Consider the following 26,570-nt stretch of genomic DNA (forward strand, 5'->3'; position numbering starts at 1 on the left):
CGGGGTCGGCGGCGGGCAGGTGCGCGGGCAGGCTCAGCTTTGTCACGCCGCCATGATGACCGCACACTCGGTTGATGGCCACAGATTTTCGTCGCACGGGTGTCGTTGCCGAGCTGATCGTGATCCGGCACGGGCAGAGTGTGGCGAACGTCGCCTTTCCACTCGCGGACGAGAAGGGCCTGCTCGAGTCGGGGCTCACCGGCCGCGACACCGACGTGGAGCTGACCGACCTCGGCGTCGAGCAGGCCCGGGCCGTCGGCCGCTGGCTGGCCGCGCTCCCCGCCGAGCGGGTGCCCGAGGTGGTGATCGTCTCCCCCTATCTGCGGGCCCGGGAGACCTGGCGGATCGCGGCCGACTCGTCCGGCCTGGGCCTGCCGGCGCCGGCCGCCGACGAGCGGCTCGTCGACCGGCTGCTCGGCGACCTGGAGATGCTCACCCGGGCGGCGATCACGGCCCGCTTCCCCGACGAGCCGGCCCGCTGGAGGGCGCACGCGAACGAATACACCTACCGGCCGCCCGGCGGCGAGAACTTCGAGGACATCGCCGCGCGGCTGAGCCTGTTTCTCGACGACCTGAACGCCCGGCACGCCGGCACGCGGGTGGTGGTGGTCGCACACGACTCCGTGGTGCTGATGATGCGATATGTCATCGAGGGCCTGGACTGGGTTGGGCTGGCCGCCGTCGTCGCCGAGGCCGGCCGGGTGCTGAACGCCTCGATCACCCGGTTCGACGGCTCCTCCGGGCGCCTCGTGCTGGACGGCTACAACTCGGTCGAGCACCTCTGATCAGCGGGTGTCGGTCCAGGCCTGGAAGCGCTCGACGGCCTCCCGGTCGCCATCGATCTCGATGCGGTCCAGCGGGATGCGGGTGTAGAGGGCGAGCACCAGGTCGGCGGCCGAGCCGCGCATCGTCGCGACGGGCTCGTCACCCGCCGCCGGGCCGGGCCGCACGCCGCCGGGCGTCAGGTCGAGCGTCCAGGTCGGCCCCTCGGTCGCGGACAGCGCGAGGCGTGCCGAGCGGTGCGGCCAGCCGCCGAGCGAGCCGAGGGTCACCACCAGCAGTTCGTCGATGATGTCGATCGCGACGCCCGCCGGGATCTGCTCGGGCTTGCCGACGGTCTCCTGCGCGTCGTAGGCGTGCACGGCCGCCTCCTGGACCTGGTGCCGCGCCACCGCGCCAGACGTCATCGGCGCGTCGGAGGCGCCCCACCACGTCCAGCAGTCACGGTCCGGGCCGGCCGCGCGCAGCGACTCCAGCAGCAGGCGCGTCGACTCGGCCGACCAGGCCGTCAGGTCGCCGACCGGCTGCGGGTCGACCACGGCCGAGCCGGGCGGCGGGCCGTCTGCGGGACCGGCGGCGACCGCGGCCGCCCAGAAACGTTGCACCCGGCCGAGATGGGCGACCAGGTCGCGCAGCGACCAGTCGGGGCAGCCCGGCACCCGGCTCTCCAGATCACCCGCGCAGGCGATCGCCGCGCGGAGCGCGGCGGACCGCTCGGCGATGAGGTCGAGCGACTCGGGGAACGGCGGCATCTGAGTCATTCCCGTTGTCTACCACCGGGGACCGACAATGTCTGTCAGTGCGATTCGCGGCTGACCCCGTCGCCGCTCGACCCGACGAGGAAGTCCAGGTCGGCGCCCGTATCGGCGCCGAGCACGGTGTCCACATAGAGCTTCTGCCAGCCACGGACCGGCCGGGCCACCGCGGCCCGCAGCGCCGCCGACGGCTCGCGGGCCGCAAGCTCCTCATCCGGTACGTCCACAGTGATGCTCCGCCCCTCGACGTCGAGGGTGATCCAGTCCCCGTCCCGTACCCGGTCGAGCGGTCCCCCGGCGGCGGCCTCCGGCGCGACGTGCAGCACGACGGTGCCGTACGCCGTGCCGCTCATCCGCCCGTCGCAGACCCGGACCATGTCCCGCACGCCCTGCCGCAGCAGCCGGGTGGGCAGCGGCATGTTCGCCACCTCGGGCATGCCGGGGTAGCCGCGCGGGCCGCACCCGCGCAGCACTAGCACCGAGTCGGCGTCGACCTCGAGGTCCGGCGCGTCGATGCGGGCGTGGAAGTCCTCGACGGAGTCGAAGACCACGGCCCGGCCGCGGTGCCGCAGCAGGTGCGGGCTGGCCGCCGCGGGCTTGATGATCGCGCCCTTCGGCGCGAGGTTGCCGTGCAGCACGGCGATGCCGGCGTTGGGCGACACCGGGGCGCCCCGGGTGCGGATGACCTCGGAATCGTAGATCTGCGCCTCGGCGAGCGACTCGACGAACGGCCGCCCGGTCACGTCGATCGCGGTGGGGTCGAGCAGATCGGTGACTTCGCGCAGCACCGCCGCCAGGCCGCCGGCCCGGTACAGGTCCTCCATCAGGTACTTGCCGGCGGGCTGGAGGTCGACGAGCAGCGGCACGTCGGCGGCGATGCGGTCGAAGTCGGCGAGGGTCAGCGGCACGCCGAGCCGGCCCGCGATCGCCAGCAGGTGCACGACCGCGTTGGTGGAGCCGCCGAGCGCGGCCAGCGCGACGATCGCGTTGTGGAACGAGCCGGCGGTGAGCACCCGGCTGGGCCGCCGGCCGGCGTCGACCATCTCCACGATCAGCCGGCCGGTCTCGTGCGACCGGGCCAGCAGGCGGCTGTCCGGAGCCGGGGTGCCCGCCGTGCCGGGCAGGACCGTGCCGAGCGCCTCGGCGAGCAGCCCCATCGTCGACGCGGTGCCCATGGTGTTGCAGTGCCCGCGGCTGCGGATCATCGAGGACTCGGAGTCGAGGAACGCGGCCTGGCTGAGCGTGCCGGCGCGGACCTCCTCGGACAGGCGCCACACGTCGGTGCCGCAGCCCAGCGGCACGCCGCGGAACGTGCCGGTGAGCATGGGCCCACCCGGCACGACGACGGCCGGCAGGTCGACCGAGGCCGCCGCCATGAGCAGCGACGGGATGGTCTTGTCGCAGCCGCCGAGCAGCACGACGCCGTCGACGGGGTTGGCGCGCAGCATCTCCTCGGTCGCCATAGCGGCCATGTTGCGCCACAGCATCGCGGTCGGGCGCACCTGCGTCTCGCCGATGGACACGACCGGCAGGTTCAGCGGGACGCCGCCGGCCTCCCAGACGCCGCGCCCGACATGCTCGGCGATCTCGTCGAGGTGGCTGTTGCACGGGGTCAGGTCGGAGGCGGTGTTGGCGATCGCGATCTGCGGGCGGCCCTCGAACGCCGAGTTCGGCGCTCCCCGGCGCATCCAGGCGCGATGGATGTAGGCGTTGCGGTCCGGTCCGGCGTACCACTGGGCGCTGCGCAGCTCAGGCATAAATCTTCCAATTATTGGAACGCTGGTGTCCTATCTGGAATATCCGGTACGGTACGCCGGTGCCCACGGAAATCGCACCCCCCTTGGTCGGCACGGATCGCGTGCTCGCGGTCCTGACCGAGCTGGCGCGGCACGCCGGCGGCGTCACGCTCGAGGAGATGACCCGCGCGGTCGCCAGCCCCAAACCCACCGTCCACCGGGCCCTTGCCGCGCTGTGCCGGTTCGGCTTCGCCGGCCGCGACGGGCGCGGCCGGTACGTGCTCGGCGACGAGTTCCTGCGGCTGGCGTTCGCGCACCACGAGGCCCGCCCCGACCACCTGCGCATCGCGCCCGTGCTGAGCGAACTGGCCGTACGCTACGGCGAGACCGCGCACTATGCCGTCCTCGACGGCGACACCGTCGTCTACCGGGCCAAGGTCGACCCCGCGGTCGGCGCGCTGCGCCTGACCTCGACGGTCGGCGGCCGCAATCCGGTGCACAGCACCGCGGTCGGCAAGCTCCTCCTGGCGTACGCGCTGAGCGACGACGACGCGGTCGCCGACTGGATCGGCGGGCGCACCCTGGCGCCCCGCACCCCGCAGACCCTGACCACCGCCCCGGCCCTGGCCGCCGCGCTGCGCCGGGTCCGGATCGACGGCTACGCGGTCGACGACCAGGAGAACGAGCCCGGCATCGTGTGCCTCGCCGTGCCGGTGTTCATGGCGTCGCCGACCCGGCCGAGCGGCGCGGTCAGCGTCTCCGCGCCGGCCTCCCGCACCCCGCTGACCACCCTGATCGCCCAGGTACCGGCGATCCGGGCGACCGTGGAGGCCCGATGAGGTACACCGCGACCGTCGCGAGCGCCGAGACGTTCACCCTCGGCGAGGGTCCCGTCTGGGACGGCCCGCGGGAGCGGCTGCTCTGGGTCGACATCCCGGCCGGCGCGGTGCACGAGGGCCGCCTCGACGGCGACCGGGTGGTCGTCACCGCCACCCACCACCTGGACCGCACGGTCGGCGCGGTGGTCTGCTCCGCGGCCGGCGAGCTGCTCGTCGCCGGGGCGAAGACCGTGTTCACCGCGCCGCGGGGAGCCACCGGCGCGCGGGTCATCGCCGAGGAGTCCCCGCCGCGGCGCCTCAACGACGGCGCCTGCGATCCGGCCGGGCGCTTCCTGGTCGGATCGCTCACGCTGGACCGCACCCGGGGCGGCGAGACGCTCGTCCGCCTGGAGCACGACGGCGGCCTGACCACCCTCGACGACGATCTGACCCTCTCCAACGGGCTCGCCTGGAGCCCGGACGGCACCCTGCTCTACAGCATCGACAGCGTCCCCGGGATCGTCTGGGTCCGCCCGTACGACGTGGCAACCGGCGCCGTGGGTCCGCGGCGGGAGTGGCTGCGGATCGACGACGGCGTCCCCGACGGGATGTGCGCCGACGCCGACGGCCACCTGTGGATCGCGATCTGGGGCGCCGGAGAGGTGCGCCGGTACACCCCCGACGGGCGGCCGACCGGGGCCGTCGTCGAGGTGGCCGCCCCGCACACCAGCAGCGTCGCGTTCGTCGGCCCGGGGCTCGACCGGATGCTCATCACCACCGCGACGGACGAGCTGGACGCGGATCGTCTGGCCGCGTACCCGATGTCGGGTCGTCTCTTCATCGCCCGGGCCGGCGTGACCGGCCTGCCGGTGGCCCCCTGGGCCGGACCGAAATCTGGAGATCAATGAAGCTGATGCGGATCGGGGACGCCGGCGCCGAGCGGGCCGTCGTCCGGGTCGACGACGACGGCTACGTCGACGTCTCGGACCTGGGCGACCGGTTCTTCGCCGCGCCGGAGGAGTTCCGGGAGGCCGTCGACGCCAGGATCGCCGCCGGCCGGGTGGCGCCGTTCGCCGGTGAGCGGATCGGCGCGCCCATCCCCCGCCCACACCAGATCGTCTGCATCGGGCTCAACTACCGCGACCACGCCGCCGAGACCGGCCAGGCGGTGCCGGACGAGCCGATCCTGTTCACCAAGTCGCCCAACACGCTTGTCGGCCCGAACGACGACGTCCGGCAGCCGCGCGGCTCGACCAAGCTGGACTGGGAGGTCGAGCTCGGCATCGTGATCGGCCGCCGGGCCGGCTACCTGGAGGATCACGACGCCGCTCGCGCCGCGATCGCCGGCTGGGTGGTGTGCAACGACATCAGCGAGCGCGCGTTCCAGATCGAGCGCGGCGGGCAGTGGTCCAAGGGCAAGTCGGCCGAGACGTTCAACCCCGCCGGGCCGTGGCTCGTGACGCCCGACGAGGTACCGGACGTGTCGGCGCTGGGTCTGTGGCTCGACGTCAACGGCGTACGCCGGCAGACCGGCAGCACCGCGACAATGGTCTTCGACCCGTACGAGATCGTGCGGTACCTGAGTCAGTTCATGGTGCTGGAGCCCGGCGACCTGATCAACACCGGTACGCCGCCCGGCGTCGCCATGGGTCTCGACCCGTCGCCCTGGCTGCGGCCGGGCGACGTCATGGAGCTGGGCATCGACGGGCTGGGCAGCCAGCGCCAGACCGTGGTGGCCGCCCGCTGATGCGCGCCTTCGTCATCACCGGCCCGGGCCGGGCCGAGGTGCGCGACGTGCCGCCGCCCGAGGCCCGCCCCGGCGAGGTCGTGGTCGACGTGGAGCGGGCCGGGGTCTGCGGCACGGACGTGGAGTTCTTCAGCGGCGCGATGTCCTATCTGCACACCGGCCAGGCGCGGTACCCGATGCGGATCGGGCACGAGTGGTCCGGCACGGTCGCCGCCGTCGGCGCAGGGGTCGAGGCGGCCTGGGTCGGGCGCCGGGTCACCGGCGACACCATGCTGGGTTGCGGACACTGCCACCGGTGCACGACCGGGCGGCAGCACGTCTGCGCCGACCGGTACGAGATCGGCGTCCGCAACGGCCGGCCCGGCGCCCTCGCCGAGCAGCTCGCCGTACCCGTGAAGGCCCTGCAGATCCTGCCCGACTCCGTCGACCCGGCGCTCGGCGCCCTGGTCGAACCCGGCGGCAACGCGCTGCGCGCGGTCCGCGCGGCGGCGCTGCCGCCCGGCGGCCGGCTGCTGGTGCTCGGGCCGGGCACGATCGGCCTGCTCGCCGGCCAGATCGCCGCCGCGGGCGGCGCCGAGGTGCACCTGCTCGGGCGCGGCGGCACGGCGCTGGAGTTCGCCGCCTCGATCGGCTTCGCCCGGGCCTGGACCGCCGAGACCCTGCCGGAGCTGCCGTGGGACGCGGTCATCGACGCCTCCAACTCCGCCGCGCTGCCCGCCCTGGCCGCCGAGCTGGTCGAGCCGGGCCGCCGGGTGGTCTACGTCGGGCTGGCGAGCGTGCCCAGCCCGGTCGACTCCCGGGCCCTGGTGCTCAAGGACGTCACGGCCGTCGGGGTGCTCAGCGCGTCGGGCGGCTTCGCCGGGACGGTCGAGCTGTTCGCGGCGGGCGCGGTCGACCCGCGCCCGCTGATCGCCGCCACCGTCGGCCTGGACGACGTCGCCGCGGTGCTGGCCGGCGAGCGCCACCCGTCGTGGGGCTCGGGGCCGAAGATCCACGTCAGCCCGAACGGCGAAGGGTTAGCGTCATGACCGACCTCGAAGGACTCACCGCGATCGTCACCGGCGGCGCGAGCGGGATCGGCGCCGCGACCGTCGCCCTGCTGCGCGAGCGCGGCGCGCGGGTGGCCGGCCTCGACCTCGCCGACCACGACAGCGACCTCTCCGTGGTCTGCGACGTCGGCGACGCCGCGTCCGTCGATGCCGCGGTCGCCACCGTCGCCGCCCGCTTCGGCCGCCTCGACATCCTGGTCAACAACGCCGGGATCGGCGCGACCGGCGACGTCACCGCGAACGGCGACGACGAGTGGCACCGGGTGCTGAACATCAACGTGGTGGGCATCGCGCGGATGTCCCGCGCCGCCCTGCCGCTGCTGCTCGCCTCGCCCAGCGCCGCGATCGTCAACACCTGCTCGGTGGTCGCCTCGGTCGGCGTGCCGCAGCGCGCCCTGTACGCGGCCAGCAAGGGCGCGGTGGCCGCGCTCACCCTGGCCATGGCCGCCGACCACGTCCGCGAGGGCGTGCGGGTCAACGCCGTGCTGCCCGGCACCGCCGACACCCCGTGGGTCGAGCGGCTGCTGGCCGCCGCCGACGATCCGGCGGCCGCCGGGGCCGCGCTGCGCGCCCGCCAGCCGATCGGCCGGCTGGTCAGCGCGGGCGAGACCGCGCAGGCGATCGCCTACCTGGCGAGCCCGCTCGCCGCCTCGACCACGGGCACGCTGCTCGCGGTCGACGGCGGCATGGCCGGGCTACGGCTGCCGAAATAGGCGCTCAATGGCAGGTCCCGGTGCCGGAGTCGGTGAAGGTCTCGCCGGCGACCGGCAGGAAGTCCCAGCGGTAGGAGCCCGGCCGCAGGGTCAGCCGGAGCACCCCGAGGGTGTCGCTGTTCCGCCGTTCGCTGTTCGCCGCGGCCGGGCCGAACGTGTGCCGCTCGGCGCCGCCGCCCGTGCCGACGGTGATCTGCCGGATGCCGCGATCGGGGTCCGGGCGCGCGGTCGGCGTCTGCGGCGCGAAACGTTCGTACACGTGATCGTGCCCGGCCAGCAGCAGTTCCGTTCCGGCGTCGTAGAGCGTCCGCACCAGCGGAAGGGTCCGCTTCGTCGGCGGGTGGAGCGTCGCCGAGGAGAACTGCGGGTGATGCGCCATCGCGACGGTGCACTTACCGGCGGCGGCGAGGTCGGCGCGCAGCCATCGCTGCTGTGCGGAGCCCTGGCCACAGCCGCCCGGCACGTTCCCGCAGTTGGTGTTGAGCACGACCACATGCCAGGAGCCCACGTCGTACGAGTAATAGCCCTTGCCCCGCGGGCCGGCCGCCGCGCCGAAGTAGTCGAAGTAGGGCGCGCCGTTCTCGCTGCGGTAGTCGTGATTGCCGAGGGCCGGCCGGGTCCGGTTCTTGACCTTGCCCCAGGTGGGCTCGTAGCACCGGGCGAAGTCGGCGCGGCTGCCGTTCGGGTAGGCGTTGTCGCCGAGGGTGAACACCGTGCCGGCGGAGCGCTGGACGAGGGCGAGGGTCCGGCTGTCGCCGGAGCCGGCGCAGTCGGCGATGTCCCCGGCGCCGATGAGCACCGCCGGTGCCGCGCCGCCCGGCGAACCGGCGGCGAGGGCCGCACTCAGCAGCATCGGCGCGAGGCCCCAGATGAGTGCCATCTCACCAACGCTAGAACAGAACGCCGGACCAGGTACCCGGTCCGGCGTTCTCGAAGGTTCTTGTCAGACGTTGAAGCCCAGCGACCGGAGCTGGTCGCGGCCGTCGTCGGTGATCTTGTCGGGGCCCCACGGCGGCAGCCACACCCAGTTGATCCGGAAGTCCTTGACCAGGCCGCCACCGGGGCCGGTGGTCAGGGCCTGCCGGGTCTGGTCCTCGATCACGTCGGTCAGCGGGCAGGCCGCCGAGGTCAGCGTCATGTCCAGCGTCACGACGTTGTCGTCGTCGATGTGCGCGTCGTAGACGAGGCCGAGGTCGACCACGTTGATGCCCAGTTCGGGGTCGACGACGTCCTTCATCGCCTCCTCGACCTCGGCGACGGTCGCCTTCGAGACGACGGTGCCGCCGTCGGCCTTCGCCGCCTCGTCGGACTTCGGCGCGTCGTCCGCGGCGACCGGGACCTCGGGCACGGCCGTCTCGGCCGCGTCCGGGACGGTCTCTTCCACAGTCCTGTCGGTCATGCTCTTTCCTCCTGGGACACGCAGTCGGTCATGCCGTGACCTCCGGGCCGACGCCGACCCCCGCGCGGGCCGCGGCGTCCTTGAACGCCATCCACGGCAGCAGCGCACACTTCACCCGGGCCGGGTAGCGCGCCACCCCGGCGAACGCCACGCCGTCGCCGAGCAGTTCCTCGTCGGGCTCGATCGCGCCGCGGCTCTGGAGCAGCGCGACGAACGCCTCGTGCACCCGGCTCGCCTCGTCCGAGCCGACACCCTGGAGCAGCTCGTGCAGCACGGAGGCCGAGGCCTGGCTGATCGAGCAGCCCACGCCGTCGTACGAGATGTCCGAGAAGGTGGAGCCGTCCACGGCGACCCGGAACGTCACCTCGTCGCCGCAGGTGGGGTTGACGTGGTGCGCCTCGCCCGCGAACGGGGCCCGCAGGCCCTTGCCGTGCGGGTGCTTGTAGTGGTCCAGGATGATGTCCTGGTAGAGCTGATCGACCATCAGGCGAACACCTTCCGAACCTGCTCGAGGCCGCGCACCAGGGCGTCGATCTCGTCGGTCGTCGTGTAGAGGTAGAACGAGGCCCTGGTCATCGCCGGCACACCGAACCGCGCGCACACGGGGCGCGCGCAGTGGTGCCCCACCCGCACCTCGACACCGAGATCGTCGAGAATCTGCCCGACGTCGTGCGGGTGCACCCCTTCGACCTCGAACGAAACCGTGCCACCGCGGCCCTCCGGCGTGGCGGGGCCGAAGACGCGCACGCCGGGGATGTCCGCGAGCGCCTTCAACGCGTACGCGGTGATCTCCTGCTCGTGCCGGTGCACGTTCTCCATGCCGAGCGCCGTCAGGTAGTCCACCGCCGCGCCGAGGCCGATGGCCTCGGTGATCGGCGGGGTGCCGCCCTCGAAGCGCGCCGGCGGCGGCGCGAACGTGGTGCCGGTCATCGTCACGGTCTCGATCGTCGACCCGCCGGCCAGGAACGGCGGCATGGCCTCGAGCAGCGCGAACCTGCCCCAGAGCACGCCGATGCCGGTCGGGCCGAGCATCTTGTGCCCGGTGAACGCGATGAAGTCGGCGCCGAGCTCGGCGACGTCGATCGGCAGGTGCGGCACCGACTGCGAGCAGTCAAGCAGCACCTTCGCGCCGACCTCGCGGGCCCGGGCGACGATCCGCGCCGGGTCGTTGATGGTGCCGAGGATGTTGGACATGTGCACGATCGCGACGATCCGGGTGCGCTCGTTGACCAGCTCCTCGAGGTTCGACTCGTCGAGCCGGCCCTCGTCGGTGACGCCGAACCAGCGCAGGGTCGCGCCGGTCCGCTGGCACAGCAGCTGCCACGGCACCAGGTTGGAGTGGTGCTCCATCTCGGAGACCACGATCTCGTCACCCGGGCCGAGCGAGAGCAGCCGCTCCGACGTGTACGCGACCAGGTTGATCGCCTCGGTGGAGTTCTTGGTGAACACCACCTCGTCGGGCGAGGACGCGCCGATGAAGGTGGCGATCTTCGCGCGGGCGTCCTCGTAGGCCGTCGTCGACTCGGTGCCCAGCGTGTGCACGGAGCGGGACACGTTGCCGTTGTGCCGCTCCTGGTGCACGCGCATGGCGTCGAGCACCTGGCGCGGTTTCTGCGAGGTGTTCGCGCTGTCGAGGTAGACCAGCGGATGCCCGTTGACCTCCCGATCGAGGATCGGGAAGTCGGCTCGCACCAGGCGCACGTCGAACGTCATGATCGGTTCCTCGATCCTCAGGCGTTCGCGGAGGCCACGTAGCGCTCGTAGCCCTCGGCCTCGAGCTGCTCGGCGAGCTCGGGACCGCCCTCCTTGACGATCTTGCCGGCGACGAAGACGTGCACGAAGTCCGGCTTGATGTAGCGCAGGATCCGGGTGTAGTGCGTGATCAGCAGCAGGCCGGCCTCGCCGGAGGCCCGCACCCGGTTGACGCCCTCGCTGACGATGCGCAGCGCGTCGATGTCGAGGCCGGAGTCGGTCTCGTCGAGGATGGCCATCTTCGGCTTGAGCAGCTCGAGCTGCATGATCTCGTGGCGCTTCTTCTCGCCGCCGGAGAAGCCCTCGTTGACGTTGCGCTGCGCGAACGCCGGGTCCATCTGGAGCTTCTCCATGGCGCCGCGCAGCTCGCCGGCCCAGGTGCGCAGCTTGGGCGCCTCGCCGTCGATCGCGGTCTTCGCGGTGCGCAGGAAGTTCGCCACCGAGACGCCGGGCACCTCGACCGGGTACTGCATCGCCAGGAAGAGGCCGGCGCGGGCGCGCTCGTCGACGGTCATCGCGAGGACGTCCTCGCCGTCGAGGGTCACCGTGCCGCCGGTGATCTCGTACTTCGGGTGACCCGCGATGGAGTAGGCCAGGGTCGACTTGCCGGAGCCGTTCGGGCCCATGATGGCGTGCGTCTCGCCCGACCTCACGGTCAGGTCGACGCCGGCGAGGATCGGCTTCAGGTCGCCATCGGGCAACTTGACCGACACCTGCAGGTCGTGGATCTCGAGGGTGCTCACGGCATTACTCCATTACTCGGTGTCGTAGAGACGTAGATGTCGCCGTCGCGGATCTCGACGGGGAAGGTTGCCACCGGCTCGGTGGCGGGAGGGCCGGAGGGCTCACCGGTACGCACGTCGAAGCGGGAGCCGTGCAGCCAGCACTCCAGGGTGCAGCCGTCGACCTCCCCCTCGGAGAGTGCGATGGCGGCGTGGCTGCACTCGTCGCGCACGGCGTAGAAGCGGTCGTCGTCGGCGTGCACGATCGCGACATCGACGCCGTCGACGCTGGCGGTTGCCACGCTGCCCTTGACGACGTCCTCGGCCTTGCCCACGAGCTCAAAGGTCATGAGCCGGCCTTCGCCAGCCTGGCCTCGATGGCGTCGCCCAGGCGCTCCCGCAGCTCCTCGACCGGGATCTTGTTGATCAGCTCGGCGAAGAAGCCACGCACGACCAGCTTGCGGGCCGACTCCTCGGGGATACCGCGGGCCATCAGGTAGAACAGCTGCTCGTCGTCGAAGCGGCCGGTCGCGCTGGCGTGCCCGGCGCTGACGACCTCGCCGGTCTCGATCTCCAGGTTCGGCACCGAGTCGGCGCGGGCACCGTCGGTGAGCAGCAGGTTCCGGTTGATCTCGTACGTCTCCGTGCCGGTCGCGGCCGCGCGGATGACCACGTCGCCGACCCAGACGGTGTGCGCGGACCGGCCCTGAAGCGCGCCGCGGTAACCGACGTAGCTGCGGCAGTCCGGCACGCCGTGGTCGACCAGCTGGCGGTGCTCGATGTGCTGGCCGGCGTCGGCGAAGTACAGGCCCCAGAGCTCGGCCTGCCCGCCGCGGCCCGCGTACTCGACGCTGGCGAACTGGCGGATCAGGCTGCCGCCCAGCGAGACCTGGACGTGGTCGACGCGGGCGTCGCGGCCGACCCGGAACCGGATGTGCTGCGCCTGCACCGTCTCGGCGTCCCACTCGGCGAGCGTGACGAAGGTGAGCTGGGCGCTGTCGCCGAGGACCACTTCAATGTTGTCGGCCAGAGTCGCAGCGCCGACCTGCTCCAGTACGACCGTGACTTTCGCGAAGTTGCCCACCCGGACGTAGGTGCGGGCCGCGGCGGCGGCGCCGCCCTGGCCGACGACCTTGATGACGACCGGCGCGTTCTCCACCGTCTCGGCGGCGACGTCGATCAGGGTCACCGACGCGGCCGAGCCGAACGCGAGCGCGCTGACCCGGTCGAACGGCGTCAGCACCGGATCGACCTTGCCGGCGTCGACCTGGGTGACGGACACCCCGGCCGGCAGGTCGCCGGCGTCGAACACCGGCGCGGCGCCGGTGAGCGCGCCCGCGGTGATCAGCTCACCGAGACGCTTGATCGGAGTGAAGCGCCACTCCTCCTCCAGGCCGTTGAGGGCCGGGAAGTCGGCGACGTCGAAGGAACGCAGCACCTGCGACTTGGTGCTCGGCGGTGCCATGGCCTCGGTAGTCATCTCATCCTTGCTCTGGTGATCCGGTGCGTTCGGGGGACGGGGCGGCGGCGGTCAGCCGACGGCGCCCTCCATCTGAAGTTCGATCAGACGGTTCAGCTCGAGGGCGTACTCCATCGGGAGCTCCTTGGCGATCGGCTCGATGAAGCCGCGCACGATCATCGCCATGGCCTCGTCCTCGGTCAGGCCCCGGCTCATCAGGTAGAAGAGCTGGTCGTCGCTGATCTTGGAAACGGTCGCCTCGTGGCCCATCGACACGTCGTCCTCGCGGATGTCGACGTACGGGTAGGTGTCCGAGCGGGAGATGGTGTCGACCAGGAGCGCGTCGCACTTGACGGTGCTCTTGCTGTGGTGCGAGCCGTCCAGGACCTGCACGAGGCCGCGGTACGAGGTGCGGCCGCCGCCACGGGCGATCGACTTGCTGATGATCGTCGAGGAGGTGTGCGGCGCGGCGTGCACCATCTTGGCGCCGGCGTCCTGGTGCTGGCCCTCGCCGGCCATCGCGACCGAGAGCACCTCGCCCTTTGCGTGCGCGCCGGTCATGTAGACGGCCGGGTACTTCATCGTCACCTTGGAGCCGATGTTGCCGTCGACCCACTCCATGGTCGCGCCCTCTTCGCAGGTGGCGCGCTTGGTGACCAGGTTGTAGACGTTGTTCGACCAGTTCTGGATGGTCGTGTAACGGCAGCGGGCGTTCTTCTTGACGATGATCTCGACGACCGCGCTGTGCAGCGAGTCCGAGGAGTAGATGGGCGCGGTGCAGCCCTCGACGTAGTGCACGTAGGCACCCTCGTCGACGATGATCAGCGTCCGCTCGAACTGGCCCATGTTCTCGGTGTTGATCCGGAAGTAGGCCTGCAACGGGATGTCGACGTGCACGCCCTTCGGCACGTAGATGAACGAGCCACCCGACCACACCGAGGTGTTCAGCGCGGCGAACTTGTTGTCGCCGACCGGGATGATCGTGCCGAAGTACTCCTTGAAGAGTTCCTCGTGCTCCTTGAGGGCGGTGTCGGTGTCCAGGAAGATGACGCCCTGCTCCTCAAGGTCCTCACGGATCTTGTGGTAGACGACCTCGGACTCGTACTGCGCCGCGACACCGGACACGAGGCGCTGCTTCTCCGCCTCGGGGATGCCGAGCTTGTCGTACGTGTTCTTGATGTCCTCGGGCAGGTCGTCCCAGGAGGCGGCCTGCTTCTCGGTCGAGCGCACGAAGTACTTGATGTTCTGGAAGTCGATGCCGGTGAGGTCGGCGCCCCAGTTCGGCATGGGCTTGCGGTCGAAGAGACGCAGGCCCTTGAGCCGCAGGTCGAGCATCCACTGCGGCTCGCTCTTGAGCGCCGAGATGTTGCGCACCACGGCCTCGGACAGGCCGCGCTGGGCGGTGGCCCCGGCGGTGTCGGCGTCTGCCCAGCCGTATTCGTACTTCCCCAGGGCGGCGAGGTGCTCCTCCTGGGTAACGACGGGCTGAACGGTCTGCTCGGTCATTTATCTGTCCTCACAGTGGTGGCGGTTGTATCGGTCACGCGCGACGGGCCGGGGATGTGCGTGGTGCACACCCCGTCGCCGTGCGCGATGGTGGCGAGACGCTGCACGTGGGTGCCGATGAGTCGCGAGATGACCGCGGTCTCGGCGTCGCACAGCTGGGGAAACTCGGCGGCCACGTGCGCCACCGGGCAGTGGTGCTGGCACAGCTGCCCGCCGGACGCGATCGCGGTCGAACTGGCAGCGTAACCCTCGGCGGTCAGGGCCTTGGCAAGTGCCTCCGCCCTGGCGATGGGATCGTCGCCGGCCTCGGCCAGCGCCGCACGGCAGCGCTCCTCCAGGGGCGCGACCTGAGCGGTGGCGAAGGCGCCGACCGCCTCGGGGCCGCCGTGCTCGGCGATCCACCGCAGGGCCGCGGTGGCGATGCCGTCGTAGAAGTGCGGAAAGCCCTCCCGGGCCTCCGCCGTGAGCACGAACGCCTTGGCGGGCCGGCCCCGGCCGCGCGGGCCGTGGTGCCGGCTCTCGCGGACCTCGACCAGCCGCTCGGCCAGCATGGCGTCGAGATGCTTGCGGATCGCGGCGGGGCTGAGCCCGAGCTGGGAACCCAGCTCGGCGGCGGTCGCGGCGCCGCTCTCGAAGAGCAGCTGGGCCACCCGGTCCCGGGTGCGGAGGTCAGTGTTTTCGCTGGTGGGCACACGGAAGCCCACGGCCATGACGGCCGGCGCGCTGAGTTCCCGTGTTTTCACTACGCCAACGTTACGTATTTCATCGGCGGCCCGCAAACGGCAGACCCGGTGATCCATGACACCGGCGCCCACGGCCGCCCAAAATCAAGATCAAATTCGGGCGTACGATTCCCGGCGTGAGCAAACGCACCCTCCTGCGCCCGCTGGCACTCGCCTCCCTGGTCGCCAACATCGGCCTGGTCGTCACGGGTGCGGCGGTCCGGCTGACCGGCTCCGGCCTCGGCTGCCCCACGTGGCCCAGGTGCACCGACGCGTCGTACACCACGACGGCGGAGATGGGCGTGCACGGCGTCATCGAGTTCGGCAACCGGCTGCTCGGCCTCGCGCTCGGCGTGATCGCGCTGGCCTGCTTCGTCGCGGCCCTGCTCGAACGGCCGCGGCGCCGGTCGCTGGTCCTGCTGTCGCTCGCGGTACTCCTCGGCATCCCGGGCCAGGGCGTGATCGGCGGCATCACGGTCCTGACGGACCTGAACCCGTGGGTGGTCGGGCTCCACTTCCTGCTCTCGATGGCGCTGATCGCCCTCGCGTACGCGCTCTGGAAACGCACCGCCGAGGGTGACGGGCCCCCGCGCCGCCTGGTGTCGGCGCCGCTGGCGACGCTGGCCCGGCTGACGGCGCTGGTGAGCGCCGCGGTGATCGTGGTCGGCGTGATCGTGACGGGCAGCGGCCCGCACGCGGGCGACGAGAACGCCAAGCGCAACGGCCTCGACCCGGAGTTGATCGCCCAGGCCCACGCCGATCTCGTGTTCCTGCTGATCGGGCTCTCGGTGGGGCTCTGGTTCGCGCTGCGCGCGGCGGGAGCGCCGAGGCCGGCGATCCGGGCGGCGGGCATCCTGATCGTGGTCGAGCTGGGCCAGGGGCTGATCGGCTTCGTCCAGTACTTCACCCACCTGCCGGTCCTGCTGGTCGGCGCGCACATGCTGGGCGCCTGCCTGGTCTGGGTGGCGACGCTCGGCGTGCTGTGGAGCCTGCGCGAGCGACCCGCCACCACGCCCGCCCCACCGGCAACTCCAACCCCGTCGGCCACATCGGCAACATCGGCAACGGAGACCACCGAGCCCGTGGCCACACCCGTCGCCTGATCCGGGGCCACCCACCCGGCCGACACCCTGCCCGGCCACGGACCCCACCCGCCCAGCCGACGCCCTGCCTGGCCGACGCCCTGCCTGGCCGACGCCCCGCCCGGCCACGGACTCCGCCCGACGATCCCTACCCGGCTACGGACCCCGCCCGCCCGGCGCCGGGCCGCCCGCACAACGAGAAGCGACCCGGGATCGCTCCCGGGTCGCTGCGGTCGGTCAGTGGGGTATTCAGTGGGGTATCGGGCCTGTCGAGAGGTGCCGTGGTGGTGATCGGGGCTCTCAGCGCGCCATGCTGCGGCGGGACATCGAACGCCAGAGGTCGTTGCTCGGGCGCATCTGCTCCATCAGCTCGCGCTCCCATTCGTTCTCCACCGCGACGCCCGCCGTCTCACACGCTCGGCGGGCCACGTCGGTGCCGTCGGCCGCGAACTGGTCGGTCCACTCGCCGTCCTCGCCGACCAGGACGATGCGGGCGCCCCGCTTGCCGACATACTCGATGACCGCCTTCGCCCCGCCGTGGCCGGTGGCGAATGACTTGATGTCGGCGGTCAGTGTCGTATCGGAACCTTCTGCCATGACTCGCACTCTAGGCAGAACTCGACGGCGAGCAAGCACGGACGGCGGGGAATTGTGATGGCAATTACCTGCGGGTTTGGCGTCCGGGGGCATTGTTTTGGGGCAATATTGCCCGAATTACACCCGCTCCCCGGTTCCACCTAAAGGGGTAAGGCACGTCACTCCGATAACCCGAATAACGGGCATTCTGTGCGACGTACGTGAATGTCGCGGCGTGATGTTTGTTACTCAGATGAGCGCGTCGACCGCGACCGCGATGAAGAGAATGGTCAGGTACGTGTAAGACCAGTGAAAGAGGCGCATCGGCTTCAGCGGCTCGCCGCGCCGGGAACGACCCACCAGCCGCACGGCCTCCGACAGGAAGATCAGGCCCGAGACGACGGCCGTGATCCCGTAGATCGGGCCGAGGCCCAGCGGCCAGGCCGCCAGAGACGCGGCAAGCATCAGCACCGTGAAGATCAGGATCTCGGCGTTGACCCGGCCGGCCGAGCGCACCACCGGCAGCATCGGGATGCCCGCGCGGGCGTAGTCATCCTTGTATTTGATGGCCAATGCGTAGAAATGCGGCATCTGCCAAAAGAAGACAACGGCAAAAAGCGCCCATCCCAGCGGGGCGATGGACCCGGTCACGGCCGCCCAGCCGATGAGCACGGGCGCCGCACCGCAGATGCCGCCCCAGAACGTGTTCGCCGGCGTCCGGCGCTTCAGCCAGAGCGTGTAGACCACGTCGTAGTAGAAGATGGAGCCCGCCGTCATCGCCGTGGCCAGCCAGTTGGTGAAGGCACCCATGAGCACGACCGAGATGGCCGCCAGCACCAGGCCGAACACCAGCGCCGAGCGCGGGGTCACGTCGTGCGCCGGCAGCGGGCGGCGCTTGGTGCGCCGCATCAGCTGGTCGATGTCGCGGTCGATGTAGCAGTTCAGCGCGCTCGCCGCGCCGGCCGCCAGCGAGCCGCCGACCAGCACCACCGCGACCAGCCACGGGTCCGGCCAGCCGCCGGCCGCGAGCATCATCGCCGGGACCGTGGTCACCAGCAGCAACTCGACGATGCGCGGCTTGGTCAGCGAGACATAGGCCTTGATCACGGCACCGACGTCGCGGCGCCGCGCAGGCTCCGCCGCACGTGGCGCCGGGAGTAGACCGGGCGACCGCCCCTGGTCGGGACGCTCGGTGATCATGCTCACGGACAGCCACCTTCCGGCATCGGCGAGGGTTCGAACTTTGCCGTTGCCGGCTGGGACCGGCTGGCACGTTGGGACAGACTACGCGCAGCCCGGGGCGCTCAACGGCCGAGGTGTCCAGGGGGTGTCGTGCGGCTCAGCCCCCGTCGCTCCACGTCCGCTCTCAGCGTATGGGCCGTTCCGGTTCCGCGGGCGGTGGTTTACCGCTAATGGATAGGGTCAAGTCAAAAGGGTTCCCCCACCATGGCCGAGGAGTACAAGCGACGTGGCTGCCAAAGACGATCTGAACTGGTCCGACCTCGACCGGAGGGCGGTCGACACCGTCCGGGTGCTGGCCATGGACGCGGTCGAGAAATCCGGTAACGGGCACCCCGGCACGGCGATGAGCCTGGCGCCGGCGGCCTACCTGCTCTTCAACCGGGTCATGCGGCACGACCCCACCGACCCGCACTGGGCCGGCCGGGACCGTTTCGTGCTCTCCTGCGGCCACTCCAGCCTTACCCTCTACATCCAGCTCTATCTGTCCGGCTACGGCCTCGCGCTCGACGACCTGGCCGCGCTGCGCCAGTGGGACTCGCTCACCCCCGGTCACCCTGAGTACGGGCACACCCCCGGCGTCGAGGTCACCACGGGACCGCTGGGCCAGGGCATCGGCAACGCCGTCGGCATGGCCATGGCCGCCCGCCGCGAGCGCGGCCTGTTCGACCCGGACGCCGAGGAGTCGGTCTTCGACCACCACGTCTACGTGATGTGCTCCGACGGCGACATCGAGGAGGGCGTCAGCCACGAGTCGAGCGCCGTCGCCGCGGTGCAGAAGCTCGGCAACCTCACGGTGATCTACGACGACAACGAGATCTCCATCGAGGACGACACCCGGATCGCCAAGAACGAGGACGTCGGCGCCCGCTACGCGGCCTACGGCTGGGACGTGCACACCGTCGACTGGCGCAAGGGCGACCCGAGCAAGGGCGACTACGACGAGAACGTCGAGGAGCTCTTCGCGGCGATCCAGGCCGCCCGGGCCGTGACCGACAAGCCGTCGTTCATCGTGCTGCGCACGATCATCGGCTGGCCCGCGCCGAACAAGCAGAACACCGGCAAGATCCACGGCTCGGCGCTCGGCGCCGACGAGGTCAAGGCCACCAAGGAGATCCTCGGCTTCGACCCGCTCGTGAACTTCCCCGTCGCCGACGACGTCCTCGCGCACGCCCGCCAGGTCGCCGACCGGGGCCGGGCGCTGCACGCCGAGTGGAACAAGGCCTTCGAGGTCTGGTCGGCGAGCAACCCCGAGGGACGCGAGCTGTTCGACCGGCTGAGCTCCCGTGCCCTGCCCGAGGGCTGGACGGCCGCGCTGCCCGAGTTCCCCGCCGACCCGAAGGGCCTGGCCACCCGCGCCGCCTCCGGCAAGGTGCTCGCAAGCCTCGCAGAAGTCCTACCCGAACTGTGGGGCGGCTCCGCCGACCTGGCGGAGAGCAACAACACCACGATGAAGGGCGAGCCCTCCTTCATCCCGAGCGAGTACGCCACCAAGGCGTTCCCCGGCCACGAGTACGGCCGCACGCTGCACTTCGGCGTCCGCGAGCACGGCATGGGCTCGATCCTCAACGGCATCGCCGCGCACGGCGGCACCCGCCCGTACGGCGGCACGTTCCTGGTGTTCAGCGACTACATGCGCGGCGCCGTCCGGCTCTCCGCGCTGATGAAGCTGCCGGTCATCTACGTGTGGACGCACGACTCGATCGGGCTCGGCGAGGACGGACCGACCCACCAGCCGATCGAGACGCTCTCCGCGCTGCGCGCCATCATCGGCCTCGACGTGGTCCGCCCGGCGGACGCCAACGAGACCGCCTGGGCCTGGCGCGGCGCGCTCGAGCACACCGACCGCCCGACCGCCCTCGCGCTCTCGCGGCAGAACCTCCCCACCATCGACCGCGACCGGTACGCGTCGGCCGAGGGCACCCTGCGGGGCGGCTACATCCTCTCCGAGGCGTCCGACGGCGCGCCGAAGGTCATCCTCATCGGCACCGGCTCCGAGGTGCAGTACTGCCTCACCGCGCAGGAGCGGCTCGAGGCCGAGGGCACGCCGACCCGGGTGGTGTCGATGCCGTGCCAGGAGTGGTTCCACGAGCAGGACACGGCGTACCAGCAGGAGGTCCTGCCGCGCGGCGTCAAGGCCCGCGTCACGGTCGAGGCCGGCATCCGGATGAGCTGGGACCGCATCCTCGGCGAGGCCGGCGAGCCGGTCAGCATCGAGCACTACGGCGCCAGCGCCCCTGCCAAGATCCTGTTCGAGCAGTTCGGGTTCACCGCGGACAACGTCGTCGCCAAGGCCAACGCCGCCCTCGCCAAGGTCGGCGAAATCACCGGTTACACGACCGGTACCTGAGCTACCGGGGCGGCTCCGCCGTACTAGAGGTAGAAGAAACTTGAGGAGTAGCGATGACCGACAGGCTGGCTGACCTTTCCGCCGCAGGTGTTGCGGTGTGGCTCGACGACCTCTCCCGCGTCCGCCTGCAGAGCGGCTCGCTGGACCGGATGCGCCGCGAGCAGCACGTGGTCGGCGTGACCACGAACCCGACCATCTTCGCCAAGGCGCTCGCCGACGCGGACGCGTACGACTCGCAGCTCAAGGACCTCGCCGCGCAGGGCGTCACGGTCGAGGAGGCGGTGCGCCTGCTGACCTCGTACGACGTGCGCTGGGCCGCGGACGTCATGAAGCCCGCGTACGACGCGTCGTCCGGCGTCGACGGCCGGGTGTCCATCGAGGTCGACCCGCGCAGCGCGCACGAGACCGCCAAGACCCAGGCCGAGGCCAAGACGCTGTGGTGGCTCGTCGACCGCCCGAACCTCTTCATCAAGATCCCGGCGACCGAGGCGGGCCTGCCGGCGATCACGGCGACCCTGGCCGAGGGCATCAGCGTGAACGTGACGCTGATCTTCTCGCTGGACCGCTACCGGGCCGTCATGGACGCGTTCCTGGCGGGCATGGAGCAGGCCAAGGCCAACGGACACGACCTGACCCAGATCGGCTCGGTCGCCTCGTTCTTCGTGTCCCGGGTGGACACCGAGATCGACAAGCGGCTCGACAAGATCGGCAGCGACGAGGCCCGGGCGCTGCGTGGCAAGGCGGGCGTCGCCAACGCCCAGCTCGCGTACAAGGCGTACGCCGAGGTCTTCGGCACCGCCCGCTGGCAGGCGCTGGCCGACGCGGGCGCGCACCCGCAGCGGCCGCTCTGGGCGTCGACCGGCACGAAGAACCCGGACTACAAGGACACCATCTACGTCGAGGAGCTGATCGCGCCCGGCACGGTGAACACCATGCCGGAGTCGGTGATCAAGGCGTTCGAGGACCACGGCGAGACCCGTGGCGACACGGTCACCGGTTCCTACACCGCCGCGCAGAAGGTGATGGACGACCTCGCCGGGGTCGGCATCGACTTCGACGACGTGTTCCGGGTCCTCGAGGACGAGGGCGTCGAGAAGTTCGAGACCAGCTGGGGCGAGCTGCTCGAGGACGTGAAGAAGTCCCTCACGGCCGCCGCCGCGGGCGCGCAGAATCCGAGCGACGCCGCGCGGTGACGTGACCGACGACCTGTTCGCGGGCGTGGAGGCCGCCGCGGGGCTCGCCGTTTTCGGCGGCCCGGCGGCGGCCTCCCGCCGCGCACTTGTCGCGCAGGGCGTGCCGGGCCTGCTGGCCAGCGGGGACCCGACGCTGTGGGGCCCCGCGGCCGAGGCCGGCGCGAAGGCGGCCCTGGAGCTCCTGGACACCAGCCGGCGGGACCGCGAGCTGCTGCCCCTGATCGCCGAGCTGCACGAGGAGCTCGCCGACCTCACCGAGGTGGTGCTCGCCGGCCCCGGCGGCACCGCCGAGGTCGCCGCCCGCACCCTGGGCCGGCCTATGACCGTTCTCGACGACCCCGACCCGCAGCGGGTCCGTGCGCTGATCGACGACGCCGGCCGGCTGCGCCGCACGCTCGTCGTGCTCCGCGACGACGGCCTGCGCGCGATCCTCCGGCAGGCCTATCTCGACCTCGGAGACCCGCCGGCCGAGTCCGCCCGCCACTTCGTGACGCTGTCCGGGTCTGCGCCCGACCTCACCGGCGTCGAGGGCGACCCCGGCGCCCTGACCGCCCTGGCCTTCGCCGGCGTCGACGTCGCCGAGCTGATCGACGAGGCCGAGCTGTTCGCACCGTCACTGGCCGGCGACCGCGACAATCCCGCGCTCGCGCTCGGCGTCGCCCTGGCCGGCGCCCGCCGGGTCGCCCTGATACCGGACGGCTCGGGCATCGAGGGCCTCGGCGAGTGGGCCGCCGACCTCGTCACCGGCGCGCTCGGGCTGCACGTGATCGCGGTCGAGTCCCCCGCCGAGGCCGGCTACCTTCCCGAGGACGTCCTGACCATCTCGTACGGCGGCAGCCTGTCGCCGGCGGCGGTTCCCGGTGGCGGCGGCGTGCGCCCCGACGTGGCCGTCAACGGTCCGCTGGGCGCGCAGTTCCTCGCCTGGCGGTACGCGGTCGCCGTCGCCGCGCGGGTCCGCGGCGTCGACCCGTTCCGCCGGTTCGAGCCCGAGACCGCCGAGCCAGAGCCCGCGACACCGTCCTTCGTCGAGGGCGCGGTGGAGATCTTCACCACCACCGGCGGCGCCACCGGCCTCGCGGGGGCGCTACGGGATCTTCTCGCCGACGTGGACGATCACCTCGCCGTGCGGGCCTTCCTGGACCGTGACGCCGACGCCGCGGTGGCCGGAGTGCGGCCGCTGCTGGCCGCCGCCTGCCCGCGGCCGGTCTCGTTCGGCTGGGGTCAATACCACAGGGGCGGTCCGCGAAACGGCTCGTTTCTGCAGATCACCGGCCTGGCCGCCGCCGACGTGCCGGTTCCCGGCGAGCCGTACACGCTCGGCGGCCGGCAGGCGGCACGAGCCGCCGGCGACCGGCAGGCGCTGCGCCGCGACGGCCGCCCGCTGCTGCGCCTGCACCTGACCGACCGCGCCGAGGGCGTGCGGCAACTGCTCGCCGCCGCCGGCACGTTGCCGCACCGACCATCACCCGTACGCCTGCAAGGGAATGAAAAGCTGGCAGGATGGGCACGTGGGTAATCCGCTGCGCACGGCACAGGACCGACGACTTCCGAGGATCCCCGAGCCCTGCGCTCTGGTGATCTTCGGGGTCACCGGCGACCTGTCCCGAAAGAAGCTCATCCCGGCCGTCTACGACCTCGCCAACCGTGGCCTGCTGCCACCCGGCTTCGTGGTGCTGGGCTTCGCGCGCCGCGACTGGGGCGACGGCGACTTCGAGTCGCTCGCCTACGAGGCCGCCAAGAAGGGCGCCCGCACGCCGTGGCGTGAGGAGGTGTGGGCCCGGCTGGCGAGCCAGTTCCAGTTCGTCCCCGGCTCGTTCGACGACGACACGGCGTTCGACCAGCTCGCGAACACGTTGGACGAGCTGCGCGAGCGCAACGGCATCGCGGGCAACGCCGCCTTCTACTTCTCCATCCCGCCGGCCGCGTTCCCGCTGGTGCTCAACCAGCTGGCCCGCACCGGGATGGCCGACAACGCCAAGTCCGGCGGCTGGCGCCGGGTCGTGGTCGAGAAGCCGTTCGGCAACGACCTGAAGACGGCGATGTCGCTGAACCAGCTCGTCGACGAGGTCTTCACCCCCGCCGACGTGTTCCGCATCGACCACTACCTCGGCAAGGAGACGGTCCAGAACATCCTGGCCCTGCGCTTCGCGAACAACCTGTTCGAGCCGGTGTGGAACTCCAAGTACGTCGACTCGGTGCAGATCACCATGGCCGAGGACGTCGGCATCGGCACCCGGGCCGCGTTCTACGACGCCTCCGGCGCGGCCCGCGACGTGCTGCAGAACCACCTGCTCCAGCTGCTCGCGCTGGTCGGCATGGAGGAACCCACGAGCTTCGACCCCAATGACGTACGCGCGGAGAAGCTCAAGGTCCTCAAGGCCATCAGCCTGCCCCGCAACATCGCCGCCGACTCGGTGCGCGGGCAGTACCTGCCCGGCTGGGTCGCCGGCGAGCGCGCCGTCGGCTATCTCGAGGAGAAGGGCGTGCCGGAGGACTCCACGACGGAGACCTACGTCGCCGTCCGCCTCGGCATCCAGAACCGGCGCTGGGCGGAGGTGCCGTTCTACGTCCGGGTCGGCAAGCGGCTGCCGCGCCGGGTCACCGAGATCGCCATCATGTTCAAGAAGGCGCCGCACCTGCCGTTCGACCCCGCCGACGTCGAGATGCTCGGCAACAACCAGCTGGTCATCCGGGTCCAGCCGGACGAGGGCGTGGTGCTCAAGTTCGGCTCGAAGGTGCCGGGCACCACGATGGAGGTCCGCGACATCGCGATGGACTTCCAGTACGGCGAGGCGTTCACCGAGTCCAGCCCGGAGGCCTACGAGCGGCTCGTCCTCGACGTGCTCGTCGGCGACCGCACCCTGTTCCCGGACGCCGCCGAGATCGAGCAGAGCTGGCGGGTCATCGACCCGCTCGAAGCGGCCTGGGCGGGCACCAAACCGGAGCCGTACCGCTCCGGCGAGTGGGGGCCGCGGGCGTCCGACGAGATGCTGGCCCGCGAGGGCCGCGCGTGGAGGCGAGCATGAGCGAGCTTGCGAGCGAATCATCGGCTCAGTGTCTGAAATCATGTCGGCGCCGGAGCGAAGCGGAGGTGACGGCATGATCGGGCTTTGGGACACCACTGGTAACGAGGTCGTCAAGGCGCTCGCGGCCGAGCGGCGCAGCGCGGGCGGCGTGGCCAGCGGCCTCGCGCTGACGCTTGTCGCGGTCGTTGAGGAGAAGAAGGTCCGCGAGGCCGAGGCCGCCGCGACCATCGCGGCGTCGGCGCACCCCTGCCGCCTGCTCATCGTGGTCCGCTCGGACCTCGACGGCCGCAGCCGGCTCGACGCGGAGATCGTCGTGGGCGGCCGGCTGGGCCCGGCCGAGGCCGTCGTGATGCGCATGTACGGCCGGCTGGCCCTGCACGCCGAGTCGGTCGTCATGCCGCTGCTGGCGCCGGACGTGCCGGTGGTGACGTGGTGGCACAGCGAGCCGCCGGAGACCATCGCCAACGACTTCCTCGGCGTGGTCGCCGACCGGCGCATCACCGACAGCAAGCTGGCGCCGGACCCCGTCGCGGCGCTGCGCCGGCGGGCGGCCGACTACGCGCCCGGCGACACCGACCTGACCTGGACCCGGATCACCCTGTGGCGCACCCTGGTCGCGGGCGCGTTCGACACCACCGAGGAGCGGGTCACCGGCGCGACGATCGAGGCGCCGCTGAACGACCCGACGGCCGCGCTGATGAAGGGCTGGCTGAAGTCGCGGCTGGGCATCGAGCCGAACTGGGTGCACACCGACCGCTCGCCGCGCATGCACTCGGTGGAGCTTCAGTGCGCCAACGGCGACTGCGTGAAGGTGACCCGCGAGGAGGGCACGGCCCTGTTCAGCCGCTCCGGCCAGGAGGACCGCTACATGCCGCTGCCGAAGCGGCCCGTCGGCGACGAACTGGCCGAGGAGCTGCGCCGGCTCGACGCCGACCAGATCTACGGCGAGGCGCTGGGCGCCCTGGCCGGCGTCGCGGGGCTGGACAGCAAGCCTGCGATGCGCGTACACGTCTGGAAGGACCCGGCGCTGGCCGCCCGCGCGGGCGACACCGTCGCCGCCGGAGCCTGGCCGGACGGGATCGCCTGATCTCTAGGATCGACGGGGCCGTTCCGCCTTCCGGCGGACGGCCCCTTTGCAGAATGACGAGGGATGGCAGCATGAGCGAGACCGTTGTGGTGGTGGTTCCGGACGCCGACATTCTGGCGTCGGCGGTGGCGGCGCGCCTGGTTGTGAGGATCATCGACGCGCAGGCCGAGCGCGGCTGGGCGAGCATCGTGCTGACCGGTGGCCGGGTGGCGGCGAAGGTGCTGCGAGCGGTGAAGGAGCTGCCGGCCTCGGACGCGGTCGACTGGTCGCGGATCGACCTCTGGTGGGGCGACGAGCGGTTCCTGCCCGCGGGCCACCCGGACCGCAACGAGACGCAGGCCCGTGCGGCGCTGCTGGACGCGCTCGCGCTGGACCCGGCGCACGTGCACGCCATGCCGGCCTCCGACGGCCCGGACGGCGACGACGCGAAGGCGGCCGCCGCCCGGTACGCGCACGAGCTGGCCGCGGCGGCGCGGCCGGGCAGCTCGGAGCTGCCGCACTTCGACGTGCTGATGCTCGGGGTCGGCGAGGACGGCCACGTAGCCTCGCTCTTCCCGGAGCACCCCGGCGTCTACGAGACCGGAACGGTCGCGGCGGTGCACAACAGCCCGAAGCCGCCGCCGACCCGGATCACCCTGTCCATGCCGGCCATCCAGACGGCCGAGGAGGTCTGGCTGATCGCGGCGGGCAAGGACAAGGCGGCCGCGGCCGGCATGGCGATCGGCGGCGCGGGCCCGAAGCAGGTGCCGGCGGCGGGGGCGGTCGGCACCGTGAAGACGCTGTGGCTGCTGGACCGCGCGGCCGCGGCCAACGTACCGCCGCGGGCGCGCAGCCTGCGCTGAGCGCCGCGGACGTGCGA

At 71.8% G+C, this 26,570-nt stretch carries 26 protein-coding genes; 13 read left to right on the forward strand and 13 right to left on the reverse strand.

Annotation, left to right across the window (positions count from 1 at the left end; all coding sequences use genetic code 11):
• The first annotated feature begins 74 nt into the window (after positions 1 to 74).
• The gene (locus BJ971_RS29315; RefSeq protein ID WP_184996403.1) at positions 75 to 785 is read left to right on the forward strand and encodes a histidine phosphatase family protein; all 711 of its coding nucleotides are present in this window, start codon (positions 75 to 77) and stop codon (positions 783 to 785) included.
• Here BJ971_RS29315 and BJ971_RS29320 read toward each other — a convergent pair whose 3' ends face one another.
• Together BJ971_RS29320 and BJ971_RS29325 are read right to left on the reverse strand one after the other, a co-directional pair.
• Complete coding sequence (locus tag BJ971_RS29320; protein ID WP_184996404.1) at positions 786 to 1,541, reverse strand: maleylpyruvate isomerase family mycothiol-dependent enzyme; 756 nt, start codon at positions 1,539 to 1,541, stop codon at positions 786 to 788.
• A gap of 35 nt (positions 1,542 to 1,576) precedes the next feature.
• Positions 1,577 to 3,292, reverse strand: coding sequence for an IlvD/Edd family dehydratase (locus tag BJ971_RS29325; RefSeq protein ID WP_184996405.1), 1,716 nt, complete (start codon positions 3,290 to 3,292; stop codon positions 1,577 to 1,579).
• A 59-nt stretch (positions 3,293 to 3,351) separates the two neighbouring features.
• Between BJ971_RS29325 and BJ971_RS29330 the strand changes: the two genes are divergently transcribed.
• From BJ971_RS29330 to BJ971_RS29350, 5 genes are read left to right on the forward strand one after another with little or no spacing between them, the layout of a single operon-like run.
• Positions 3,352 to 4,110, forward strand: coding sequence for an IclR family transcriptional regulator (locus tag BJ971_RS29330; RefSeq protein WP_203709375.1), 759 nt, complete (start codon positions 3,352 to 3,354; stop codon positions 4,108 to 4,110).
• On the forward strand, positions 4,107 to 4,997 hold the full coding sequence (locus BJ971_RS29335) for an SMP-30/gluconolactonase/LRE family protein (RefSeq protein ID WP_184996406.1): 891 nt from the start codon (positions 4,107 to 4,109) through the stop codon (positions 4,995 to 4,997). The genes BJ971_RS29330 and BJ971_RS29335 overlap by 4 nt, the downstream gene beginning before the upstream one ends.
• A 5-nt stretch (positions 4,998 to 5,002) precedes the next feature.
• On the forward strand, positions 5,003 to 5,836 hold the full coding sequence (locus tag BJ971_RS29340) for a fumarylacetoacetate hydrolase family protein (protein ID WP_377885131.1): 834 nt from the start codon (positions 5,003 to 5,005) through the stop codon (positions 5,834 to 5,836).
• A complete protein-coding gene (locus BJ971_RS29345) occupies positions 5,836 to 6,864 on the forward strand; it encodes a zinc-dependent alcohol dehydrogenase (protein ID WP_184996408.1) in 1,029 nt (342 codons plus the stop codon). The genes BJ971_RS29340 and BJ971_RS29345 overlap by 1 nt, the downstream gene beginning before the upstream one ends.
• Positions 6,861 to 7,598: an SDR family NAD(P)-dependent oxidoreductase gene (locus tag BJ971_RS29350; RefSeq protein WP_184996409.1), complete on the forward strand. Its 738-nt coding sequence runs from the start codon at positions 6,861 to 6,863 to the stop codon at positions 7,596 to 7,598. The genes BJ971_RS29345 and BJ971_RS29350 overlap by 4 nt, the downstream gene beginning before the upstream one ends.
• 4 nt (positions 7,599 to 7,602) lie before the next feature.
• Here BJ971_RS29350 and BJ971_RS29355 read toward each other — a convergent pair whose 3' ends face one another.
• The 9 genes from BJ971_RS29355 to BJ971_RS29395 all read right to left on the reverse strand — a co-directional run bounded on the left by BJ971_RS29355 (position 7,603) and on the right by BJ971_RS29395 (position 15,197).
• On the reverse strand, positions 7,603 to 8,478 hold the full coding sequence (locus tag BJ971_RS29355) for a metallophosphoesterase family protein (RefSeq protein ID WP_184996410.1): 876 nt from the start codon (positions 8,476 to 8,478) through the stop codon (positions 7,603 to 7,605).
• A 63-nt stretch (positions 8,479 to 8,541) separates the two neighbouring features.
• A complete protein-coding gene (locus tag BJ971_RS29360) occupies positions 8,542 to 8,997 on the reverse strand; it encodes a metal-sulfur cluster assembly factor (protein ID WP_184996411.1) in 456 nt (151 codons plus the stop codon).
• Between the two features lie 28 nt (positions 8,998 to 9,025).
• The gene (gene sufU / locus BJ971_RS29365) at positions 9,026 to 9,484 is read right to left on the reverse strand and encodes a Fe-S cluster assembly sulfur transfer protein SufU (protein ID WP_184999169.1); all 459 of its coding nucleotides are present in this window, start codon (positions 9,482 to 9,484) and stop codon (positions 9,026 to 9,028) included.
• On the reverse strand, positions 9,481 to 10,710 hold the full coding sequence (locus tag BJ971_RS29370; RefSeq protein WP_184996412.1) for a cysteine desulfurase: 1,230 nt from the start codon (positions 10,708 to 10,710) through the stop codon (positions 9,481 to 9,483). The genes sufU and BJ971_RS29370 overlap by 4 nt, the downstream gene beginning before the upstream one ends.
• 17 nt (positions 10,711 to 10,727) lie before the next feature.
• The gene (gene sufC / locus BJ971_RS29375) at positions 10,728 to 11,492 is read right to left on the reverse strand and encodes a Fe-S cluster assembly ATPase SufC (protein WP_184996413.1); all 765 of its coding nucleotides are present in this window, start codon (positions 11,490 to 11,492) and stop codon (positions 10,728 to 10,730) included.
• Positions 11,489 to 11,821: a non-heme iron oxygenase ferredoxin subunit gene (locus tag BJ971_RS29380; RefSeq protein ID WP_184996414.1), complete on the reverse strand. Its 333-nt coding sequence runs from the start codon at positions 11,819 to 11,821 to the stop codon at positions 11,489 to 11,491. Before BJ971_RS29380 ends, sufC begins: the two co-directional genes overlap by 4 nt.
• Positions 11,818 to 12,951 (reverse strand): Fe-S cluster assembly protein SufD, encoded by a 1,134-nt coding sequence (gene sufD, locus BJ971_RS29385; protein WP_184996415.1) that lies wholly within the window; start codon positions 12,949 to 12,951, stop codon positions 11,818 to 11,820. Before sufD ends, BJ971_RS29380 begins: the two co-directional genes overlap by 4 nt.
• Positions 12,952 to 13,002: 51 nt before the next feature.
• A complete protein-coding gene (sufB, locus tag BJ971_RS29390) occupies positions 13,003 to 14,436 on the reverse strand; it encodes a Fe-S cluster assembly protein SufB (RefSeq protein WP_184996416.1) in 1,434 nt (477 codons plus the stop codon).
• Positions 14,433 to 15,197 (reverse strand): helix-turn-helix transcriptional regulator, encoded by a 765-nt coding sequence (locus BJ971_RS29395; RefSeq protein ID WP_377885220.1) that lies wholly within the window; start codon positions 15,195 to 15,197, stop codon positions 14,433 to 14,435. Before BJ971_RS29395 ends, sufB begins: the two co-directional genes overlap by 4 nt.
• A gap of 98 nt (positions 15,198 to 15,295) precedes the next feature.
• Here BJ971_RS29395 and BJ971_RS29400 point away from each other — a divergent pair, with 98 nt between their 5' ends.
• A complete protein-coding gene (locus BJ971_RS29400) occupies positions 15,296 to 16,261 on the forward strand; it encodes a COX15/CtaA family protein (protein ID WP_239087520.1) in 966 nt (321 codons plus the stop codon).
• A 279-nt stretch (positions 16,262 to 16,540) separates the two neighbouring features.
• Here BJ971_RS29400 and BJ971_RS29405 read toward each other — a convergent pair whose 3' ends face one another.
• Both BJ971_RS29405 and BJ971_RS29410 read right to left on the reverse strand, forming a co-directional pair.
• Positions 16,541 to 16,837 carry a hypothetical protein gene (locus BJ971_RS29405; protein ID WP_184996417.1) on the reverse strand — a complete coding sequence of 99 codons (297 nt, stop codon included), beginning with the start codon at positions 16,835 to 16,837 and terminating at the stop codon, positions 16,541 to 16,543.
• Positions 16,838 to 17,065: 228 nt separating this feature from the next.
• Entirely contained in the window at positions 17,066 to 18,022 is a 957-nt protein-coding gene (locus BJ971_RS29410) for a heme o synthase (RefSeq protein ID WP_377885125.1), read from the reverse strand.
• Positions 18,023 to 18,356: 334 nt separating this feature from the next.
• On the opposite strand from BJ971_RS29410, the gene tkt reads away from it, so the two are divergent.
• From tkt to pgl, 6 genes are all read left to right on the forward strand, one after another.
• Positions 18,357 to 20,405 carry a transketolase gene (gene tkt, locus BJ971_RS29415; protein ID WP_239087527.1) on the forward strand — a complete coding sequence of 683 codons (2,049 nt, stop codon included), beginning with the start codon at positions 18,357 to 18,359 and terminating at the stop codon, positions 20,403 to 20,405.
• Between the two features lie 53 nt (positions 20,406 to 20,458).
• Positions 20,459 to 21,598: a transaldolase gene (gene tal / locus BJ971_RS29420; RefSeq protein WP_184996419.1), complete on the forward strand. Its 1,140-nt coding sequence runs from the start codon at positions 20,459 to 20,461 to the stop codon at positions 21,596 to 21,598.
• Between the two features lies 1 nt (position 21,599).
• Positions 21,600 to 23,114, forward strand: coding sequence for a glucose-6-phosphate isomerase (locus tag BJ971_RS29425; protein ID WP_184996420.1), 1,515 nt, complete (start codon positions 21,600 to 21,602; stop codon positions 23,112 to 23,114).
• On the forward strand, positions 23,107 to 24,624 hold the full coding sequence (gene zwf, locus BJ971_RS29430) for a glucose-6-phosphate dehydrogenase (protein ID WP_184996421.1): 1,518 nt from the start codon (positions 23,107 to 23,109) through the stop codon (positions 24,622 to 24,624). The genes BJ971_RS29425 and zwf overlap by 8 nt, the downstream gene beginning before the upstream one ends.
• A 73-nt stretch (positions 24,625 to 24,697) precedes the next feature.
• Complete coding sequence (locus BJ971_RS29435) at positions 24,698 to 25,711, forward strand: glucose-6-phosphate dehydrogenase assembly protein OpcA (RefSeq protein WP_184996422.1); 1,014 nt, start codon at positions 24,698 to 24,700, stop codon at positions 25,709 to 25,711.
• Positions 25,712 to 25,782: 71 nt separating this feature from the next.
• Positions 25,783 to 26,553, forward strand: coding sequence for a 6-phosphogluconolactonase (pgl, locus tag BJ971_RS29440; RefSeq protein ID WP_184996423.1), 771 nt, complete (start codon positions 25,783 to 25,785; stop codon positions 26,551 to 26,553).
• Positions 26,554 to 26,570: the final 17 nt, after the last annotated feature.

This window comes from Amorphoplanes digitatis, assembly GCF_014205335.1.
Lineage (GTDB): Bacteria > Actinomycetota > Actinomycetes > Mycobacteriales > Micromonosporaceae > Actinoplanes > Actinoplanes digitatus.

Coding starts and splice junctions, on each gene's coding strand:
- BJ971_RS29315 (WP_184996403.1), top strand. CDS start 75: ATGGCCACAGATTTTCGTCGCACGGGTGTCGTTGCCGAGCTGATCGTG.
- BJ971_RS29320 (WP_184996404.1), bottom strand. CDS start 1,541: ATGACTCAGATGCCGCCGTTCCCCGAGTCGCTCGACCTCATCGCCGAG.
- BJ971_RS29325 (WP_184996405.1), bottom strand. CDS start 3,292: ATGCCTGAGCTGCGCAGCGCCCAGTGGTACGCCGGACCGGACCGCAAC.
- BJ971_RS29335 (WP_184996406.1), top strand. CDS start 4,107: ATGAGGTACACCGCGACCGTCGCGAGCGCCGAGACGTTCACCCTCGGC.
- BJ971_RS29340 (WP_377885131.1), top strand. CDS start 5,003: ATGCGGATCGGGGACGCCGGCGCCGAGCGGGCCGTCGTCCGGGTCGAC.
- BJ971_RS29345 (WP_184996408.1), top strand. CDS start 5,836: ATGCGCGCCTTCGTCATCACCGGCCCGGGCCGGGCCGAGGTGCGCGAC.
- BJ971_RS29350 (WP_184996409.1), top strand. CDS start 6,861: ATGACCGACCTCGAAGGACTCACCGCGATCGTCACCGGCGGCGCGAGC.
- BJ971_RS29355 (WP_184996410.1), bottom strand. CDS start 8,478: ATGGCACTCATCTGGGGCCTCGCGCCGATGCTGCTGAGTGCGGCCCTC.
- BJ971_RS29360 (WP_184996411.1), bottom strand. CDS start 8,997: ATGACCGACAGGACTGTGGAAGAGACCGTCCCGGACGCGGCCGAGACG.
- BJ971_RS29370 (WP_184996412.1), bottom strand. CDS start 10,710: ATGACGTTCGACGTGCGCCTGGTGCGAGCCGACTTCCCGATCCTCGAT.
- BJ971_RS29380 (WP_184996414.1), bottom strand. CDS start 11,821: ATGACCTTTGAGCTCGTGGGCAAGGCCGAGGACGTCGTCAAGGGCAGC.
- sufD (WP_184996415.1), bottom strand. CDS start 12,951: ATGACTACCGAGGCCATGGCACCGCCGAGCACCAAGTCGCAGGTGCTG.
- sufB (WP_184996416.1), bottom strand. CDS start 14,436: ATGACCGAGCAGACCGTTCAGCCCGTCGTTACCCAGGAGGAGCACCTC.
- BJ971_RS29405 (WP_184996417.1), bottom strand. CDS start 16,837: ATGGCAGAAGGTTCCGATACGACACTGACCGCCGACATCAAGTCATTC.
- tkt (WP_239087527.1), top strand. CDS start 18,357: ATGGACGCGGTCGAGAAATCCGGTAACGGGCACCCCGGCACGGCGATG.
- tal (WP_184996419.1), top strand. CDS start 20,459: ATGACCGACAGGCTGGCTGACCTTTCCGCCGCAGGTGTTGCGGTGTGG.
- BJ971_RS29435 (WP_184996422.1), top strand. CDS start 24,698: ATGATCGGGCTTTGGGACACCACTGGTAACGAGGTCGTCAAGGCGCTC.
- pgl (WP_184996423.1), top strand. CDS start 25,783: ATGAGCGAGACCGTTGTGGTGGTGGTTCCGGACGCCGACATTCTGGCG.